Raw genomic sequence first — 17,965 nt, 5'->3', positions numbered from 1 at the left:
CATAGCACTATTAAAAACACGCGCTGCTAATCATGGTCACTTTTTGAAAAAAAGATGAGCTTACTCTAGGTATTTCGTCAATACTCCTGAAATGAAAAATGACTAATATAACGTGTTGTAAAGCATATTATGCTGCACCTTAAGAGTTATAGAATAATTAATAAAAAGAGCGCTTATCTTTGAGGGCTTGATGTGTACTTCCGAAAGGTTTTATGACAATAAATTAGATTTAATATAATTTTGAATTTAATCCGTACAATGGATATTGAACGCCATAAAACATCTTTTTGGTAATAAAATGGGGTTAGAACTCTTTGAAAATGGAATGGCAGGTTAAATTTTATGCTATGATTTACTATATTTTATTGATTCTATAGCTTAATACTTAGGAATATCGGTGATGAACGGACTAGAAAAGGAATGCTGTCCCAAGAACATTCTATTAACCCAGCAGGAAGAATCTCCAGAAGGTTTAGATTCTTGTTGTATACCCAGTGATGTGGACGTTTCAGATAATTTCTTTGCTTTTTTCGGTCAGTTATTTCAAGCAAACCTTGCCAAGTTGACGGCGGGGATAAGTCCTGCAGCGCTAGGCTCTTCCTATTCCACATGGCTTTGGCAATTAGCACAATCCCCAGAAGTATTATGGGAACTGGCCTTTTATCCTGTCTTTCATGCTAATGATTGCATGAATAATATCATTTGTGTCGAGCGTGCTGCCGGTGGTAAAGACGTACGTTTTAAAAAAGACAGTTGGCAGCCTATGCCTTGGCGTCTTTATGCAGAAGGATTTTTGCAGGTAGAGGATTGGTGGCGACGCGCCACAACCCGCGTGCCCGGATTATCCAGCCAGGTGGAGCGTACCGTTTCATTCTGGGCACGGCAATTCCTTGACGCCCTGTCGCCTTCCAATTGTGTTTGGTCTAACCCTGATTTGTTTCATGAAGCCTCGCGCACTGGTGGATTGAATCTCATTCAGGGCAGTCAAATTGCATGTGAAGACTGGTTAGAAAAGCTAACAGGCGCACCACCTACGGGCTCTGAACATTTTATTCCCGGCAAACAAGTGGCGATTACCCCAGGGCGCGTGGTGTTTCAAAATCATTTAATTGAGCTCATTCAATATGAACCCCAAACCAAGACAGTGTATAAAGAGCCGATACTCATTTTACCCGCCTGGATTATGAAATATTATATTTTGGATTTATCGCCTCATAATTCCTTGGTGAAATGGCTCGTAAGCCAAGGGCATACCGTATTCATCATTTCCTGGCGTAACCCCGACAAAGAAGATCGTGATTTAGGAATGGATGACTATTATCGCCAAGGAGCAATGGCTGCTATTGATGCAGTATCAACCATTCTGCCCCAAACAAAAATTAACTTAATGGGCTATTGTTTAGGTGGCACGCTAGCCCTGATTACGGCGGCCGCGATGAGAAGAGATAAGGATGAACGATTAAATAACCTCACCCTTCTTGCAGCCCAAGGAGATTTTACTGAGGCAGGGGAATTAATGCTCTTTGTTACTGAAAGCCAAGTGGCTTTCCTTAAAAACATGATGGGAGAACAAGGGTATCTTGATACCAAACAAATGGCCGGCTCCTTTCAAATGTTGCGTGCCTACGATTTGATTTGGTCCAAAATGGTTCAGGACTATATGCACGGGATGCGGCGTGGGATGATTGATTTAACCGCTTGGAATGCGGATGCCACCCGAATGCCTTATAAAATGCACAGTGAATACCTTGAACAATTGTTCTTAAACAATGATTTTGCAGAAGGTCGTTATACCGTGGAAGGAAAACCAGTGGCTGCTGAAAATATTCAGTTGCCCGTTTTTGCAGTCAGTACTGAAAAAGACCACGTAGCGCCTTGGCAATCTGTTTATAAAATCCACCTGATGACGGAGGGTGACATTACCTTCATCCTCACCGGCGGTGGACATAATGCGGGTATTGTGAGTGAACCAGGTCATCCTGGGCGCTCTTATCGTGTTCATGAGCACAAGAAAGAGGATGTTTATCTCAACCCTGCGAGCTGGCTTGCGATCGCAAAACAACACGAAGGCTCCTGGTGGCAAGAATGGCATGATTGGTTAGTGCAGCAATCGACTAAAAAACGCACCCCTCCACGGGTCATGAATACCTCACTACCCGCTGCACCAGGTACTTATGTACTGCAGAAATAAAACGGAAAAAAGATGGACAAGGAGTTTCTTGAGAATGTGACTTTTGATGAGCTTACGGTGGGTCGTCAGGCGAGTCTAAGTAAAACACTCACTCAAGACGACATCAATTTATTTGCCGCCATGTCGGGTGATGTGAATCCTGCTCATATGGATCCGGTGTTTGCTCAAAGCGATATTTTTCATGGTATTGTGGGTCATGGCATGTGGTCTGGCTCGCTGATTTCAACACTTCTTGGTACTGTTATACCTGGTCCAGGCACCATTTATCTTAAACAGGACATTCAATTTAAAAAGCCAGTGCGTTTAGGGGATACGCTCACCATCACCATCATCGTCAAGGATAAGGGAGCCAATAAGCCCCGCGTGATTTTTAATTGCAAGGGTGTGAATCAGCACGGAGAAACGGTCATCGAGGGCTTGGCAACCGTGCTTGCGCCAACGAAAAAAGTACGGGTTGCACGGACTCATTTACCGTCTATAGAAATTCATAACCACGACCGCTTTGAAGCGATAATCAAAACGTGTCGCTGTATGAGCGCCATTCGTACGGCCATTGTGCATCCAGTCACTGCCAACATCATAGATGCAGTGAACGATGCGGTAAACGCAGGGCTCATTATTCCCATTTTAATTGGCCCTTTGGTCAAAATGAAGACTGCAGCTCAAGAGGCAGGGATTGATTTATCACAGTGGGAAATGATTGATGCGGAGCACAGCGATGCCGCAGCAAGCAAGGCTGCCGAATTGGCATCTTCTGGAGCGATTGATGCCCTCATGAAAGGCTCATTAAGTACCCATGAATTAATGGGGGCTATTGTACCCACTGCCTCAGGCTTACGCACGCAACATCGCGTGAGTCACGCCTACGTCATGGACGTCCCCTCTTACCACAAACCACTCATCATTACCGATGCTGCGATTAATATTGCCCCTAGCGCCACCGAGAAAGCCGACATTTGCCAGAATGCCATTAACCTTTGGCGAGTATTGTTTGGCGAAGATAAAAAACCCAAAGTAGCTATCCTTGCCGCCATCGAAACCGTCAACCCTAAGATGCAAGCCACGGTTGATGCCTCTATTTTATGCAAAATGGCGGACAGAGGACAGATAAATGATGGCATTCTTGATGGTCCCTTGGCGTTTGATAATGCGATTAACAAGGATGCCGCAGAAGAAAAAGGAATCATTTCCCCTGTGGCAGGCGATCCAGATATTCTTTTGGTTCCTGAAATCGAGTCTGGGAATATTTTGGCCAAGCAATTAACTTTTTTAGGTCATGCGGATGCTGCCGGAATTGTTTTGGGTGCTCGTGTTCCCATCATTCTGGTGAGCCGAGCAGACTCACTGCGAACGCGGCTTTTCTCTTGCTCCCTGGCTGTTAAACTGGCGGCAGCTCGAAAGGAAGGACGAATCAAATGACTGCAATCAAAGCAGCCAGTATCCTTGTGATTAATGTGGGCTCTTCCAGCGTCAAATTTCAGCTTTTTTCAAGACAATTAAACCCGCAACTTTTAGTTCAAGGGAAGGTGGCTGATATTGGCGGAAGACCTTCCTTTATAGCCACCGATACCATGCTAAACCCTGAGAATAAGCAGGCTGACAAAAAAATACTTTCTGATAATTGCTCGCACGAAGAGGCTTTACACCGTATTTGGGACTGGATTGAGGAATGGAGTGAGCAGTGGCAGGTGACTGCAGTGGCTCATCGCATTGTTCATGGTGGAACCCTCTTTAAAAGCAGTGTGCTAATCAATCCACACGTCATGCAGAAATTATGGGCATTAGCCCCATTGGCTCCTTTACACCAACCCCATAATCTCAAAGCCATTGAGTTCATCGGTACTCTGAAACCAGAGGTACTTCAAATTGCTTGTTTTGATACAGCGTTTCATACCCATCATAAGGCTTTGTTCACCGAGTATGCATTGCCACAAAAGATAAGGGAGCAAGGTGTTCGTCGCTATGGGTTTCATGGATTATCGTATGAATGGATTGTTCACACCTTGCGGCGATATGAGCCGTCATTGGCTGAGGGGCGGCTTATTGCGGCCCATCTTGGCAATGGAGCCAGTTTGTGTGCCATACACCATGGAATAAGTGTTGATACGACGATGGGCATGACAGCCCTGGATGGATTACCCATGGGAACTCGTTGTGGGAGCCTTGATGCCGGAGCTGTGACGTTTATGATACGTCACCTAGGTTTGTCTATCGATGAGATTGAGTCTCTTCTTTACAATGAATCAGGGCTTCTTGGTTTATCGGGTCTAAGCAATGATGTTAAAGTCTTGCAAGGCAGCAAGGATACAAAGGCTCAATTTGCATTAGAATATTTCTGTCTCAAAGTTGCCCAATTCATGGGGATGATGGCAGTAACCCTAGGCGGGGTGGATGCCATCGTGTTTACAGGTGGTATTGGTGAGAACTCAGCCTTTGTGCGAAGCACTGTCTTGCGTCATGTGACATTTCTTAAGCCTTTTGAAACACGGGTTGTTGCAGCCAATGAAGAACGCATGATGGCACTTCATGCCATGTCACTTCTTGAGCGTCAAACGGGAATAAAAGCTGATGGAGAATAAAAAAGGATTGATTGTTGGCATTGCCAATGAGTACTCCATTGCTTGGGGTTGTGCCAAAGTACTGCATGAAGCGGGCAGCGAATTGGCAATCACCTATCAAAACGAGAAAACCAAGGGTTCTGTGCAGCCTTTGGCTGAACACCTGTCATCTCCCATTGTTATGCCTTTGGACGTGACGGATAAGGCACAATTGGATGCCCTATTTCAAAAAATAAAAGACTGCTGGGGTTGTCTTGATTTTGTCATCCATGCGATTGCCTTTGCACCCAAAACTGATTTACAAGGTCGTGTTATCGATTGCTCGAAAGACGGCTTCATGATGGCGATGGATATTTCTTGTCATTCGCTCATCCGGTTGGCAAAAGCCGCTGAACCCCTCATGGTCAATGGAGGGAGTATCATGACCATGAGTTATTATGGCGCTGAAAAAGTGGTCAAAAATTACAATCTCATGGGGCCTGTTAAAGCGGCTTTGGAAACCTCAGTACGCTATCTCGCCATGGAGCTTGGCAGTAAAAAGATTCGAGTCAATGCCATTTCCCCAGGGCCAATAAGCACTCGCGCGGCATCAGGGTTAGCCGATTTTGATAAGCTGATGGAAAAGGCGGCCAAGGAAGCACCCTTGCATCAGCTGGTTACAATAGAAGACATTGGTGAAACAGCTTCTTTTCTGGTATCCGATAAAGCCGCCTCCATCACAGGTCAGATTTTTTATGTGGATGGCGGCTACAACATTAAGGGCTAATGAACCAAGAATCATTTTTCTCTAAAAGTATTCTTGGTTTATTAGTCATTACATGTATTGCCCACCATTGATATCAAAGTTAGCGCCCGTGATAAAGCCACTTTGTTCATCAGCAAGAAAAGCAACTACGCGAGCAATTTCTTCAGGCTGCCCTATTCGTCCAACTGGAATTTGGGCAACGATTGCTTCTAAAATATCATCTCTCATGGAGGCGAGCATCTCCGTTTTAATATAACCAGGGGAGACCGTATTCACCGTGATCCCTTTCTTTGCGACTTCTTGCGCGAGACTTTTGGTGAATCCATAGAGTGCTGATTTACTGGCAGCATAATTACATTGCCCAAATTGACCTCTGCGTCCATTAACGGAGGAGATGGTGATAATACGCCCATAACCATTATCCAACATGTTGGATAATACGGTTTTCGTCATATTAAAAACGCTATTTAAATTGGCATTCATGACTTCTTGCCATTGTTCCGATGTCATCTTTTTCAAAGTAGCATCATGGGTAACGCCTGCATTATTAACTAAAACGTCAATTTTTCCGTACTTCTCAATCACCAAATCTGTTAGTTTTTCACAATCATTGAAAGAAGAACTATCCGCGTAGGCAATGTCGACATCAAATCCTTGTATGGATTGTTTTTTCTGCCATTCTCTTGCCAATTCATGATTGCCCTGTTTAAAGTAGCAAGCAATGACTTGATAATTGAGTTTTTGCATTTCTTGGCATATGGCGGTACCAATACCACCTGTTCCACCCGTTACTAAAGCAACTCGTTGATTCACCTTCCTTCCTCCTTGATTTAGTTGTTTCATTATTTAATGAGTTCAACATCCTCTGCTTGCGGCCCTTTTTGTCCTTTGCCTGCTTTAAATAGAACATTCGCCCCTTCGGGAAGGGTTTTAAAACCGCTACTTTGTATGGCACTGAAATGGACAAAATAATCCTTGCCACTACTTTCAATAAAACCAAAGCCCTTGCTTTCATTAAACCATTTTACTTTGCCGCGAATTTTATTGGTCATTTTAGTTTCTTTTCCTAATAATTGAGTGCTCTATAGTGTCATGCTACATGATTCTCTATGTCAATGGTTTGTATTTTTAACTGTTTGGTTATCGAGAGGTACTATTCTTGCTTAGTGAGCTCTCTGTTTGAGACCAAAAGTAGAGCAGCAAAAATCTGAAGCGGGCTTATTGACTCATTTTCATTGAATCAGTAGCTTTTTTAGTATCCATCTCTAGTTTTTTCAACGGAATAACTTTATCACATTGGATTTCAATAGTATTTGTTTTAGCTGCGGATACCCCAAAGCATCGTATTCTTTTTCCATCTTTATTGATGAATAGAACATGAATAACTAAATGTTCCCCATAGGTGTTATCTATTTCTATATTTTGAGTATTATTAGTTTTTGTTAGAAGTCTTCCCAGTGAATTTCCATTGCGATGGAATTCTATTAATATCTCACTATTGGATAAAGAGACGTTTTTTATTTTGGAATCTTTATGATATTTAATGTGAAAGGATTCCATACCTGCGTAGGCGTTTATTTCTATGAAGAAAAAAATAACAATAAGGATAACTTTTAAAAGGCTCTTTTTCTTTATTTTAAACAATTTGATATGTTTCATGTGGGTCACACTCCCTTATTTACTTTTAATATCTTGATAAAAATTTCCATACTTTCTTCATTACAACGTTAGAAATTACAACCAAAGTTGTATTTCTCCAAACTTATTTTGTTACGATTATACTGAGTATCCAGCATCTATAGTAGCTATGGTTAAATCAGAAACTGTCACTTTGTGAAAATTAAAAACCACAGTAGCTATTTTAGCTTCGAAATTAATAGACTCTTAAGTAACTCCGGCACTATTTTTTAAGGGCAATAGGGCAGACTGGACAGGTCATTGTGGGTATAGAGAGTTATCATAATGATTTTATTAAACATTAAAGTTTCCTTGCTAATAGAACAAAAAGGCGTATCGGGGAAAAGCCAGTAATAGAATCAACAGCAACGTAATAACCCAGAAAATAAATCGCTGAATACGCAGAGCGCAAGGTTTGTCTGCGGAGCATGATTGTGGGGCCTCCAGGTAAAGTTTCCAAAAAGCAAGCATTAAAAAACCTAACGTAATGACAAGGCCAATCGGCCTTAAAAATTCCAATTGAGTGAATGTACTAACCCAGGCACCGCTGATGCCAAAGGCTAAAAGGACCCCTGGCCCAATACAACACAGTGAAGCGGTAAGGGCACCTATGATGGCACCACCTAAAGCGCTAATGGTCCATGGTGGATTTTTCATGGTGATCCTCCATCGGTTCGAGTGTTATAAAAAGAGGACATAGATCATTAGGTTGATGTTGTCCACAGGAGCTCAGTAATTGTTGCAAAGCGTGTTCCAATCGTCTTAATTCCTCAATTTTCACAGCGACTTGCTTTAATTTGTCTTGCGTGCGTTGTTTCACATCACCACAACGGTGTTGCGATGTTTGATGAATGACTAATAATTCTTTGATTTCTTTAAGCGTAAACCCCATGTGTTTCGCCCGAGAAATAAATTTCAGACAATCAATGACGTCTTCTGGGTATTGCCGATACCCATTGGCAGCGCGTCGCGGCTCTTTGATCAAACCGTAACGCTCATACAATCGAATGGTATCGAGTGAAACCTGAGTCTTTTTAGCTACCTGTCCAATGGTTAGCAAGACCATGATGGCATCCTCTTAAAGTTTAGTGTGTTCATAACACGCATCAAGCAGGGTATTTTGTTCTTTAAATGCTTTGTAGGCTTTTAAGGCCCACATTTCACCAACACAACCCCCCATGGTGGTGACCACGGCCAATACTTCACCAAGCTCTATCTCATCTGCCCCTAATGTTTTTGCTTGCAAGGTGTAATAGGTCAAACATGGCTCGCAACGTGCGTTAATACCAGAGACCATGGCAATGAGCGCCTTGATTTTGGCAGGCAATGCTCCATCTTTAAAAATCACCTGTTGACGTAGTTGTTGAATGGCCTTAGTTGTACCAAGGCTTACTTTTGAAAATTCTTTTATCAACCCCAATGCGGGATCAATTTGTGCCAATTGTTTACTATCCATGGTTAGCTCCCCTATCATAGAATTTAAAATCATTCGTGCTTATCTAAAGCATAAACCATGGACTATAGTCTAGGGTCAAGCAAGATAAATAATATTTTGCATTCGGCGAGTGGTCATAAGGGAGGATGCCAAGAAATGGAAGATAAAACCTGCAATTTATCCCTATTTGTTGGAACCAGCAAACAGATTTGGCTCTGCCAGAGATATTTTGCGAATGGCACAACACCATACAAAATAAACGATCCTTTAAAAAAGTGTATTCTGACGGCTTATCGAAACAATATTTATCCATTAATTAAGTACTATTCAATACATACCATTTAATGGTTGTTTTTTGTGATGACAACGATAAGGTTCAATTTATTAGGCTTAATCAAATAAGCTACACGGTATTACTGATCATGCATCGCGATCACTTAACTGTCCGCCAGATCATGAAACAGATAGCTAACACTCATCCCTCGCTGGATATAGGGAAAATAATGAGTATGTGTTCGATTTTTATTGCAGGGCTGTATGATGATGGCGTATTGATAATTTTAAAAATAAGGAGGGTTCTGTCAAAATGTGATCTTGCTATACCACTCGCCTAGGCACATCAGTTACTTTCATCGATAAATTGTGTCATTTGCTCTACTGTTAAAGGTTTACTGTTGTAATAGCCCTGTACTTCTGGACAACGATTTGACCGTAGAAAATTGAGTTGAGCTTCTGTTTCTACACCACCTACGACAACATTCAACCCCAGCTCTTTAGCTAATGCAATCGTAGATTTAGTAATTAAGTTGTCCTTTTTTCTCAAACCAATATCATCAACTTGTGATTGTTTCAGTTTGATGGAATGCACCGGTGATTTTTTCAAATGAAATAATGAGGAATAACCCGTTCCAAAATTATCAAAAGTAAGTTTCACCCCAATATCGCGAAGCCCAATTAACGTCTCTTCAATCGTTCCCAAAAAATCAGTCACCGTGGCTTTGGTAATTTCAAGTTCCAATACATGTGAAGGTATTTTATAGTCATCTAACAGATGCTTAATAGAAGAAATAAACTCTTTATGTTGAAATTGATAGGGGGAAATATTAATTGCCAGTGTAGCGTTGAATTGTTCGTATTTATTGTGCCAATCCACATAATGTCTGAATGCTGTTCGTAACACCCATTCACCAATCGGAATAATCAAGCCAAATTTTTCCGCAACAGCGATGAATTCATCAGGCAAAATCACACCCTTTTTAGGATGTTGCCAACGTAATAATACCTCCATCCCAACCATCGCATTTGTTTTTAAATCAAACCGAGGTTGGTACACGAGAAAAAATTCGTGCCGCTCCAGTGCAAGATGCAATGCTGTCCCTATCCGCAAACGTTTTGAATATTGCTTTTTTAGAGATGGCGTGAAAAATTGGCAATTATTACGACCACAGGCTTTGGCATTGTATAAAGCAATATCCGCATTTTTATGAATTGTTATTGAATCATCCCCTGCTTCAGGAAAGTAGGCAATTCCAATACTTGCTCCAATGACTACCGAATTACCCTTAATGAGAAACGAATGACCAAGAAGTTGAATAATAGTATTTGCAACCCTCTCTGCCTGCTCAGGATTATTAATTTCCGTCAAAATAACTGAAAACTCATCCCCTCCTAATCGAGCCAGGCAATCTTCTTCACGAATACTTGAGTGGAGGCGTTGGGCTACCTCACGTAATAGGCAATCTCCTGCATCATGCCCCAATCGGTCATTTACATTTTTAAAATAGTCCAGGTCGATACTTAAAAGAGCAAGATGCCGATTGTATCTCTTTGACCTTGCAATCTCACGGTTCAAATCCAGTTCAAATTGTAACCGATTGGGTAAACTGGTTAATAAATCATAATGTGCTAATTTGCTTAATTCGTCCTGAGCTAGTTCTAATTCTTTTAGCGTCTTTGTAAGTTCAGCATTCTTTTTTTCTAAATTCTGGTTTAATAAATAAAGTTCTCTGGTCTCCTTTTCCAGCAAGTGCTCTGCTTCTTCACGAGCTTTCTTTTCCCGATAATAAGAGCGCTCAAAGAGTGCCGCTTTTTTTTCGTCATTCAAAGGCAATCTCCAAACGACAATGATCACTTTGTTGATGCATGCAGAGTGTCTGGTTAATTTTAATGTTTTTTCTATAATGTTTGGCAGCCCCATTGATGAGGCCGATGGCAAAGTGACATAGTTTCCTAGGTGAACGATACAACATAATAAGTATGTTTGAAGCAGGATCTTCATAGGTAATAAAGGGTAATTGTTCACCTGGATTTAGTTTTTCCACTTCAACATGAATCGTTCCATCAACACTTTTTAAAAACTCTTTTAATGACAGATCTTTTTTTAAAAAGACGGGATACTTATTCGAGAACACCAAGAACATATAGTTACCAAATGACTCTAAAAAAATAGGAATTTGCAAATTCTTCATTTGAGCTAAGGCTTGGATTAATTGGAGAATTTCAGTATCTTCATAAGTACCACCTGCGGTATAACTTCCGCCACTAGGGAGATCCGTTTGGGTCACCAGGTGATCCCAGGTTTCTATCCCAAACTGGTCTATAATCATGTCATTTAATGCAGTAAAGACTATGCCCTTCATGTTGCCTCCTGCATCAGACTGATGCTTATATCGTGATAGATCGCTACATCCTTGCAGTAATTTAACTTGACTGCTGCAATCCCAATAATTTTTTAATACAAAAATCTATTGGTTTCAATATGGGCGGACAGTACGACAAATCCCCCTTCTCCATAACCTGATTTGGGCTCTTCTGGCATTGCTATTGTTTCAATGGGAGAAAAAAGTGTTTGATAAATGCCCTCTTCTTTGAAATTAATTTCATGAAGCAACTCAAGAACTTCTTTTACTGAATACAGATGAGCATGCTGATAAAATGGATTTTCTTGTTTTGTCGCCTCATAGAGTTTTCCCAGCATTGAATTTTTATCAATCATGCCAATAATAAGGGTACCATTTGGCTTCAAAACTCGTTTTGCTTCAGAAAGAGCGGTTAATGGAAGATCTAAAAAACATAACACAGTATTAAACAATACAAAATCGAATTGCTGATTTTGAAAAGGCAATGATTCGGCAACTCCTTCATAAACAGTGATTCCTCGTGCTCTCGCTATAGTGCTTAAATTAACCGCGGGCTCTATACCTGTCTTAATTCCAAGGGCGGCAGAAAATCGTCCTGATCCCACGCCCACTTCAAGGCCCTCTCCTGAATTGGGTATTACTTTCTTTAGTGCATCAAGCTCTGATTGAAATACAGCCGAATGGCTATCGAACCAGCCATCATAACTGTCAGCAGATTGGTTAAACACTTTAACTGATTCAATGCTCATGTTTAGAATTCCATTCAATTAGAGAAAGTATAAATTAGTTTATTTGTTTTATTAAGAAAATACCGTATTGATGTTTCTTTTATCCAATCTTCTGATTAACGATAAAAATGGTAGACATACCGTGTGGCTATATATGAAGCATAGCACATATCCTTTTTAAATGAACAAGCAGACCGATTTAATTTTAATAGGCGAACAAATTCGCAAAATCAGAAAAGAGAAAGGCTTCTCTCAGGAAGGTTTTGCTAATTTCATTGAAATGAACCGTGGGTACTATGGAACTGTTGAACGTGGCGAAGCAAATGTTACCGTTTTAAATCTTCTAAGAATACTTAAGGGATTAGATGTAACACCCGATGAGTTATTTCCGCCCGCAACCTATAGTGCCAAAGAAAAAAATTGGGGAGTAATCTACAGAATATTACCATTTAATTCGTCTCTTTCTTTTCATTTGTTTTTTATTCGTAACATGTATGGCACTTCCCTGACTTGGGATGCCGTGAAAGGTACCCAGATCGTCAGACTGTCATCACCGTGGTACAGTTTGTCATTACCTATCTCCCCTTCTTACAAAAGGTATTTACTACTAAAGCCATCCCTATTGTTGATGGAATGCTTACCTTATTAAGGCGCAAGGATCTTTTAGATTTATTGATAACTTTTGATCGATAATTCTACTTAATATAAAATCAGCACAGGGTTTTACAAGCACATTAATATCATCCCAATATTCATCTTCCAAACCAATGCATATGTGTTTCGCTCTGTTCATCACAGGCTGATACATTTTAGGTAGACGATCAATCACCCAATCGGCGGCTATAGGTTTCGATCGAATCTCATTAGTTTCTAATGTACTCCAAATCCGTGCATAGGTTAGTAATACATTTCGAGTGTCCTGTTCAAGTTCCGCTGAAAGTCTATCAAGATCATGAAGCATCGCTTTTATAAAGTCGCTATATGGGACCGGGTCTAATAGTTGCTCATGGCTTTCCCCCATCAATGTATGACTCTTCAATAAGACGTGAGTGATAATCAGCGCAAGATCGGGCATTTCACGATCAGACCATGGTTCAAAATTTCCCATTTCAAATGATGAGCGAAGCCATTCGCCATATTGAAAATCAAAAAGGGGTAGATAAAGCCAAGGATTAATTGCTACCCTTTCCACAAGGGTCATTTCTATAGGTGGCTTCGTACTTTTCATGTAAATGCCTGATATTTGGAGAAGATGGTTAGTCAACTCCATCTTTTCTTTTGAAGTTGTGGTACGATTTGTTACAACAAATAAATCAATGTCACTGTATTTTTGCAAACCACTTACAAGATAAGAACCATAAAGATAAACACCCAAAAGATCTGCGCCTAAAATCTTTGTTAGTACCTCAAGACATTCATTGAGTTGTTGCTTTACATCACTGTTGTTTACAATCATTAACACTCAGCCATTTTTTAAAATCCTTTAACAATGCTTCTGCTTGAGCAATACAAGTTATTACTGCACTCTCAGGAATAATATCGCCAGAATAATCTGCAATATTGCGTTGTTTACGCATAGCATCCAATATAATCACTGTTTTTTTATCAATACCTAAAGTCTGAGGCAATAACTGAATCATCGTTTGATGATGTCCTGGTTTAGAAGTCAAGGTTCGATATCCATGAGATTGAAGTGCTGCATTTGCTATTTGCATAATTGCTTTATAGGCAGCATCAAAGCGATTCTCCGCACTAACCAAGTCAATTTTTGAATCCACAATATTACGTTCAGCAGCATGCAAAAGCCGTTTTATGGTATCTGGGTGAATCGGTATTTTTTCCAGGCTGATACCAATTAAATTATCCAAGGTCATGTTCAGCTCCCATAATAAATAGCTTGGGATTATTTAAAACCTCCTGAATGAAAAGGTCTTGTTTTTGTAAAGATGCCTTCCATTGTTCCCTGGAATATATTTTGGGATTAATTTCTCTTCCTAAACTAGCTTGAGCAGCATAAAGAGCCGCAACTGCTTCTGTAAAATCAACCTCACCAATAATAAGCACATCAATATCACTTCCAAGGTTTTCAGTTCCTTTGGCCACCGAACCAAAAACAAAAGCTACTTCAATTTTTTCAGCTAATGGAGTTAAAAAATCAAACAACACATCCACCAAACCAGACGTTTTCTTTAAAATGCTTGCAAGCTCCGTATAAATAAGAAAATTTCGATTTGCTTGGTAATAAACTTGATTACCGCTCTGCTCGCGCAGAAGTACTTTGGATTTAGCAAGTTTGGATAGTTCTCGATGAAGTGTACCCGCTGTGGTATTCGTTAACCGCGCAATCTCTCGGACATGATAACGCTCATCAGGATGAAGCAATAAAAGTGCCAGCACACGCCGCCGATATTCAGAAAACAATATTGAAGTATCAAACATGATTTTTATGTTGAAGCCAACTAAGCTTCAATCATAGCCTAAAAAGCTACACCATTCAATCAGATAAATAAGAAAACCAGAAAAAGAAAAGTTATAAATCAACTACCCACTGGATCGCTTCAACACGCAATCAATGACCTCAATGATCTTATATATATCGAAACTTAAGGGCTCAGTCTTGAGAAAGCATGAAATGGTATTTCCCAATTACGTAATTGTCTTATTGGATATAAAATGGGGCCTTGAATTAAAGTTCTTTTCAAAAATCAATAAACCCCTACTCTTTATTACCATGGCTTCCCATTAAAAGGAGATGGGTTAAAAATTTCATGCTCCCCATCTTCAGATTTATTATTTATCTCCTCATTGGCTTCTTGTTTGGAGAATTGATCTTTATTAGACGGCCTTGGTTCCCGCGAAAGTGGATTTGGAGTAAAGCCTTGCTCTTTTGTTACCTCATCTCTTTCTTGTGCTTTCGGACTGGGTACGGGTACTAAATTATTTGCTAACTGTTGGATAAATGCATCGTATAAAGCTAATGTGGGCATGGTAATGCGAAGAGAACGTATGTTTCCCTCCTCATCTTGAAGGATTTGTATGCAATCATCAGAAAGATGATTTTCTTCTTTAAATTCATTGAATTCTTTTATAATCGCTTCCATGAATTTTTTTAATTCTTCTCTTTGTTCTTCAGTTAATTTACTAGGTTCACATTTAATGGAAAGGGTCATTGATTCGCGATCACTATCAACCAGCAATAATCCTTTGGCGATCAATTCCGCAATTATTTCTGGGTCAAAACCAGACTCTAAATCAAGTTCCTCTGAACCAAACACGCCTACCAATTCATCTTCAGACCCAACTACTTTGCCTGATTTAGTTAGGAATTTATCTTCACCAGGACTCGCTTTTTCCTCAGATGTCTTCTTATCAGAGGTGGCACTATCACCTCCGCTACCACCTGCGCCATGTCCGGAACAAAGGCGCTTAGGTGCGATTTCTTTAAAACAAGTCCGGCAGCGTACTTTTGCACCTTCCTCAGCAGCCTCTTTTTTTTTCTGCTTCCTTTCTAAATTGTTGTAAAGCTAATGCTATAGAAGAGGTTTTGGGTTCATCTGCCGTTATGGATTCAGGGATAGGCTGATGTTTTTCTTTGTCTGTTTTCATGATAATACTCCAGTGCAAGTTCATAATGATTTCATCCGAATAAAGATTTACTTATCTGTTATTATACCGAGTTAAAAAAACTCAATTGTATATAAAATGTACATTTATTGGGTTACTCGTTTTTTTGACTTAAAACATCGAGTACATAGTCCCAAATTTTACCTGCTACATTTATTCCTTTCCCATCAGATGGATTGAGATGCAAGTCAATATAAGGGAAGCTATTATTTTCAATAATGCCAAATTGTTGCTTTTGCCATGGAAGAGAAATGTCCTGACAAATAAAATCAAGACCCGTAAGCGGTATATTGAGTATTTTATGTACTTTTTCCAATAACAGTTTATTCTCAGGATGTATCAGGTCGATAACATTACTGATTTTTGCACCACTACTCATAGTAACTTTTTTTGCAATAAAGATTTGTTGTCCCTTATTTATTATCGTATTAAGAGCAACTCCCTGAGCTGCCAAAATTTTCATTAAGTTGCTATTTGGAGTAATTTTGTATGGATATTCACCATGTCCTTCTTTCCACGTAACTTTATTTTTTTTATCAATTAACTCTTGAAGTATAGTTACACCATCGCCAACAACGCTCTCAGGTTGTCGTCTCACACAAGCGATTAATGAATCATTAATAATTAATGACCGATAAACATCACCAAGAATGTGTTTTTCAACCAGCACGCGAAAATCAACCTGCTTTACTATTTTTATCGCTTCTTTTAATTCATTTGGAGTTTGAATAGTACATGAAGTATGAATACTTAGAGATTCAGATAGTGGCTTAACCACAAGAGGAAATCCCAATGAGATACCATAGTTGTAGGCGTTTTTACTGGAAAGAAAAACCCTCCCTAAGGGACAGGGAATTTGGCTATCTAATAATTTTTTCTTGAGGCTCCATTTATTATCATATTTAGTATCCTCATCAAAGCGTGTATTTTTTTGAGAAATAAGAGAGATTGGGGTCTGCATGAAATAATATTTTTTTCTATTGTAGACCAATTTAAAATACAGAGTATGCAAGTTAGATTCCTTAAAATTATACAGCTCTAGCCCTCTTCTTTGTGCTTCATCCCAAAATGCAAGGACACTGTTATTGAATTGTTTCCTATCAATGGTCTGAGTCTTGGTATATAGTTTTAGTTTTTGGAAAATATTAATGACCAACCGATTTAATAGGTTATTGAATCGTAAAAAATCCTGCTCTGATAGGAGAAAAAGTTTAGATAAAAGATAGATAAATGGATTGAATATAAAATAATGGAATAAATTAAAAAATTTTCTTCGAAAATGAGAACGTTTTTCGGGATAGCAATGATCACAATGTTTATTGTCCGTATACGCTGTGGGAACAGGTTTTAATGATTTGCAAATGTCACGTGAAGATTTGATTTCTTTATGTTCATCAAAATTTTTAACATAAGCGTTCATAATTTATCTCCACAGATTCGCCCATTAGCTATCATTATATCGAGTTAAAACAGATCGATTGTATATAAAATGTACGGATGCGCCGTGTGTTTGCTTACCTACTGATATCTATGTAACACTGAACTTAAAAATCAATTCAGACTAAATTTGTTTAGAGAGTTTTCTTATTTAAAAGAGGCTTAGACAGAACGAATGAAAGATAAATCAATATTGCTTGTAGAAGATAATGTTAAGTTAGCCAATTACCTCAAAGAAAGCCTACACGAAGCAGGTTATGATGTTTCTATTGAAAAGCGTGGTGATAGAGCGGTCTATCGTATTATTCGTGAGCAACCTTGCCTAGTCATATTAGATATAATGCTTCCTGGCATGAATGGAGATCAAATATGCCATACCATTAGAGATGAATATTTGGGGAAAATACTCATGTTAACAGCAGTTAATGATATTGAAAGTGAAGTATCCTCTTTAAATTTAGGAGCAGATGACTACTTAACTAAACCTGTTGCCGACGAGGTTTTAAAAGCAAGAATAGAAGCATTATTACGTCGACCTAATTTAGTTAATAATCAAAATCAATTTCAATTTGGCAATTTTTCTATCAATTTTAGTACTAAGAGTGTTCATCTCTTTGATGAAGAAATTTCAATAAGTACCAGTGACTTTGAAATGCTTGCTTTGTTGGTTAAGAACCATGATAGGTTGCTGAGTCGAGATAGCATTATGTATGCTCTTTCTGGGCATGAATATGATGGGGTTGATAGAGGTATCGATTTAAAAATATCACGTTTAAGAAAAGCATTGAATGATAATAATAAAAAGCCCTATCGTATAAAAACAATCCATAAAAAAGGATATATATTTGTATCAGCGGCTTGGGAATAAATATAGATCACAGCCACTAATCTTATGTAAGACTTATCAAAAATAGTAAAAAATTCTTTTGCC

Annotated in this window: 22 protein-coding genes; 7 read left to right on the top strand and 15 right to left on the bottom strand. The window is 39.3% G+C overall.

Features of this window, described 5'->3' with window-relative positions; genetic code table 11:
• Positions 1 to 400: 400 nt before the first annotated feature.
• From Lqua_RS01710 to fabI, 4 genes are read left to right on the top strand one after another with little or no spacing between them, the layout of a single operon-like run.
• The gene (locus tag Lqua_RS01710; RefSeq protein ID WP_058472592.1) at positions 401 to 2,191 is read left to right on the top strand and encodes a PHA/PHB synthase family protein; all 1,791 of its coding nucleotides are present in this window, start codon (positions 401 to 403) and stop codon (positions 2,189 to 2,191) included.
• Between the two features lie 12 nt (positions 2,192 to 2,203).
• Positions 2,204 to 3,610: a bifunctional enoyl-CoA hydratase/phosphate acetyltransferase gene (locus Lqua_RS01705; RefSeq protein ID WP_058472591.1), complete on the top strand. Its 1,407-nt coding sequence runs from the start codon at positions 2,204 to 2,206 to the stop codon at positions 3,608 to 3,610.
• Positions 3,607 to 4,770, top strand: a complete 1,164-nt coding sequence (locus tag Lqua_RS01700; protein ID WP_083501225.1) for an acetate/propionate family kinase — start codon at positions 3,607 to 3,609, stop codon at positions 4,768 to 4,770. The genes Lqua_RS01705 and Lqua_RS01700 overlap by 4 nt, the downstream gene beginning before the upstream one ends.
• Positions 4,760 to 5,515, top strand: a complete 756-nt coding sequence (gene fabI, locus Lqua_RS01695; protein ID WP_058472590.1) for an enoyl-ACP reductase FabI — start codon at positions 4,760 to 4,762, stop codon at positions 5,513 to 5,515. Before Lqua_RS01700 ends, fabI begins: the two co-directional genes overlap by 11 nt.
• Positions 5,516 to 5,563: 48 nt before the next feature.
• Here fabI and phbB read toward each other — a convergent pair whose 3' ends face one another.
• From phbB to Lqua_RS01665, 6 genes are all read right to left on the bottom strand, one after another.
• The gene (phbB, locus tag Lqua_RS01690; protein ID WP_058472695.1) at positions 5,564 to 6,307 is read right to left on the bottom strand and encodes an acetoacetyl-CoA reductase; all 744 of its coding nucleotides are present in this window, start codon (positions 6,305 to 6,307) and stop codon (positions 5,564 to 5,566) included.
• 29 nt (positions 6,308 to 6,336) lie between these two features.
• On the bottom strand, positions 6,337 to 6,546 hold the full coding sequence (locus Lqua_RS01685) for a cold-shock protein (RefSeq protein WP_058472589.1): 210 nt from the start codon (positions 6,544 to 6,546) through the stop codon (positions 6,337 to 6,339).
• 166 nt (positions 6,547 to 6,712) lie between these two features.
• A complete protein-coding gene (locus Lqua_RS01680; protein ID WP_058472588.1) occupies positions 6,713 to 7,153 on the bottom strand; it encodes a hypothetical protein in 441 nt (146 codons plus the stop codon).
• A gap of 333 nt (positions 7,154 to 7,486) precedes the next feature.
• A complete protein-coding gene (locus Lqua_RS01675) occupies positions 7,487 to 7,828 on the bottom strand; it encodes a mercuric transporter MerT family protein (RefSeq protein WP_058472587.1) in 342 nt (113 codons plus the stop codon).
• On the bottom strand, positions 7,803 to 8,237 hold the full coding sequence (locus tag Lqua_RS01670; RefSeq protein WP_058472586.1) for a heavy metal-responsive transcriptional regulator: 435 nt from the start codon (positions 8,235 to 8,237) through the stop codon (positions 7,803 to 7,805). The genes Lqua_RS01675 and Lqua_RS01670 overlap by 26 nt, the downstream gene beginning before the upstream one ends.
• Before the next feature lie 12 nt (positions 8,238 to 8,249).
• Positions 8,250 to 8,627 (bottom strand): carboxymuconolactone decarboxylase family protein, encoded by a 378-nt coding sequence (locus tag Lqua_RS01665; RefSeq protein WP_058472585.1) that lies wholly within the window; start codon positions 8,625 to 8,627, stop codon positions 8,250 to 8,252.
• 323 nt (positions 8,628 to 8,950) lie between these two features.
• Here Lqua_RS01665 and Lqua_RS18990 point away from each other — a divergent pair, with 323 nt between their 5' ends.
• Positions 8,951 to 9,220, top strand: coding sequence for an HvfC family peptide modification chaperone (locus Lqua_RS18990; protein WP_058472583.1), 270 nt, complete (start codon positions 8,951 to 8,953; stop codon positions 9,218 to 9,220).
• 5 nt (positions 9,221 to 9,225) lie between these two features.
• On the opposite strand, the gene Lqua_RS01650 is transcribed toward Lqua_RS18990, so the two are convergent.
• The 3 genes from Lqua_RS01650 to Lqua_RS01640 form a co-directional block, all read right to left on the bottom strand.
• Positions 9,226 to 10,710 (bottom strand): putative bifunctional diguanylate cyclase/phosphodiesterase, encoded by a 1,485-nt coding sequence (locus Lqua_RS01650; RefSeq protein ID WP_172459558.1) that lies wholly within the window; start codon positions 10,708 to 10,710, stop codon positions 9,226 to 9,228.
• Positions 10,703 to 11,245, bottom strand: coding sequence for a heme NO-binding domain-containing protein (locus tag Lqua_RS01645; protein ID WP_058472581.1), 543 nt, complete (start codon positions 11,243 to 11,245; stop codon positions 10,703 to 10,705). Before Lqua_RS01645 ends, Lqua_RS01650 begins: the two co-directional genes overlap by 8 nt.
• Positions 11,246 to 11,337: 92 nt before the next feature.
• A complete protein-coding gene (locus Lqua_RS01640) occupies positions 11,338 to 11,994 on the bottom strand; it encodes a class I SAM-dependent methyltransferase (RefSeq protein ID WP_058472580.1) in 657 nt (218 codons plus the stop codon).
• A gap of 160 nt (positions 11,995 to 12,154) precedes the next feature.
• On the opposite strand from Lqua_RS01640, the gene Lqua_RS18985 reads away from it, so the two are divergent.
• Positions 12,155 to 12,622 (top strand): helix-turn-helix domain-containing protein, encoded by a 468-nt coding sequence (locus Lqua_RS18985; protein WP_238585508.1) that lies wholly within the window; start codon positions 12,155 to 12,157, stop codon positions 12,620 to 12,622.
• Here Lqua_RS18985 and Lqua_RS01630 read toward each other — a convergent pair.
• The 6 genes from Lqua_RS01630 to Lqua_RS01610 all read right to left on the bottom strand — a co-directional run bounded on the left by Lqua_RS01630 (position 12,611) and on the right by Lqua_RS01610 (position 17,017).
• On the bottom strand, positions 12,611 to 13,429 hold the full coding sequence (locus tag Lqua_RS01630) for an aminoglycoside adenylyltransferase domain-containing protein (RefSeq protein WP_058472579.1): 819 nt from the start codon (positions 13,427 to 13,429) through the stop codon (positions 12,611 to 12,613). The genes Lqua_RS18985 and Lqua_RS01630 overlap by 12 nt on opposite strands.
• Complete coding sequence (locus Lqua_RS01625; protein ID WP_058472578.1) at positions 13,410 to 13,847, bottom strand: hypothetical protein; 438 nt, start codon at positions 13,845 to 13,847, stop codon at positions 13,410 to 13,412. The genes Lqua_RS01630 and Lqua_RS01625 overlap by 20 nt, the downstream gene beginning before the upstream one ends.
• Positions 13,834 to 14,412 carry a nucleotidyltransferase domain-containing protein gene (locus tag Lqua_RS01620; RefSeq protein ID WP_058472577.1) on the bottom strand — a complete coding sequence of 193 codons (579 nt, stop codon included), beginning with the start codon at positions 14,410 to 14,412 and terminating at the stop codon, positions 13,834 to 13,836. Before Lqua_RS01620 ends, Lqua_RS01625 begins: the two co-directional genes overlap by 14 nt.
• 287 nt (positions 14,413 to 14,699) lie before the next feature.
• Positions 14,700 to 15,248 carry a hypothetical protein gene (locus Lqua_RS18980; protein ID WP_420798049.1) on the bottom strand — a complete coding sequence of 183 codons (549 nt, stop codon included), beginning with the start codon at positions 15,246 to 15,248 and terminating at the stop codon, positions 14,700 to 14,702.
• Positions 15,249 to 15,450: 202 nt separating this feature from the next.
• Positions 15,451 to 15,579, bottom strand: a complete 129-nt coding sequence (locus tag Lqua_RS18975) for a hypothetical protein (RefSeq protein WP_420798048.1) — start codon at positions 15,577 to 15,579, stop codon at positions 15,451 to 15,453.
• A 112-nt stretch (positions 15,580 to 15,691) separates the two neighbouring features.
• A complete protein-coding gene (locus Lqua_RS01610; RefSeq protein ID WP_058472576.1) occupies positions 15,692 to 17,017 on the bottom strand; it encodes a hypothetical protein in 1,326 nt (441 codons plus the stop codon).
• Positions 17,018 to 17,209: 192 nt separating this feature from the next.
• On the opposite strand from Lqua_RS01610, the gene Lqua_RS01605 reads away from it, so the two are divergent.
• Positions 17,210 to 17,902 carry a response regulator gene (locus Lqua_RS01605; protein ID WP_058472575.1) on the top strand — a complete coding sequence of 231 codons (693 nt, stop codon included), beginning with the start codon at positions 17,210 to 17,212 and terminating at the stop codon, positions 17,900 to 17,902.
• Positions 17,903 to 17,965: the final 63 nt, after the last annotated feature.

The organism is Legionella quateirensis, assembly GCF_001467955.1.
Classification (GTDB): domain Bacteria; phylum Pseudomonadota; class Gammaproteobacteria; order Legionellales; family Legionellaceae; genus Legionella; species Legionella quateirensis.
The sequence above is the reverse complement of the archived record's forward strand: the minus strand, read 5'-3'. Positions and strand labels throughout refer to the sequence as shown.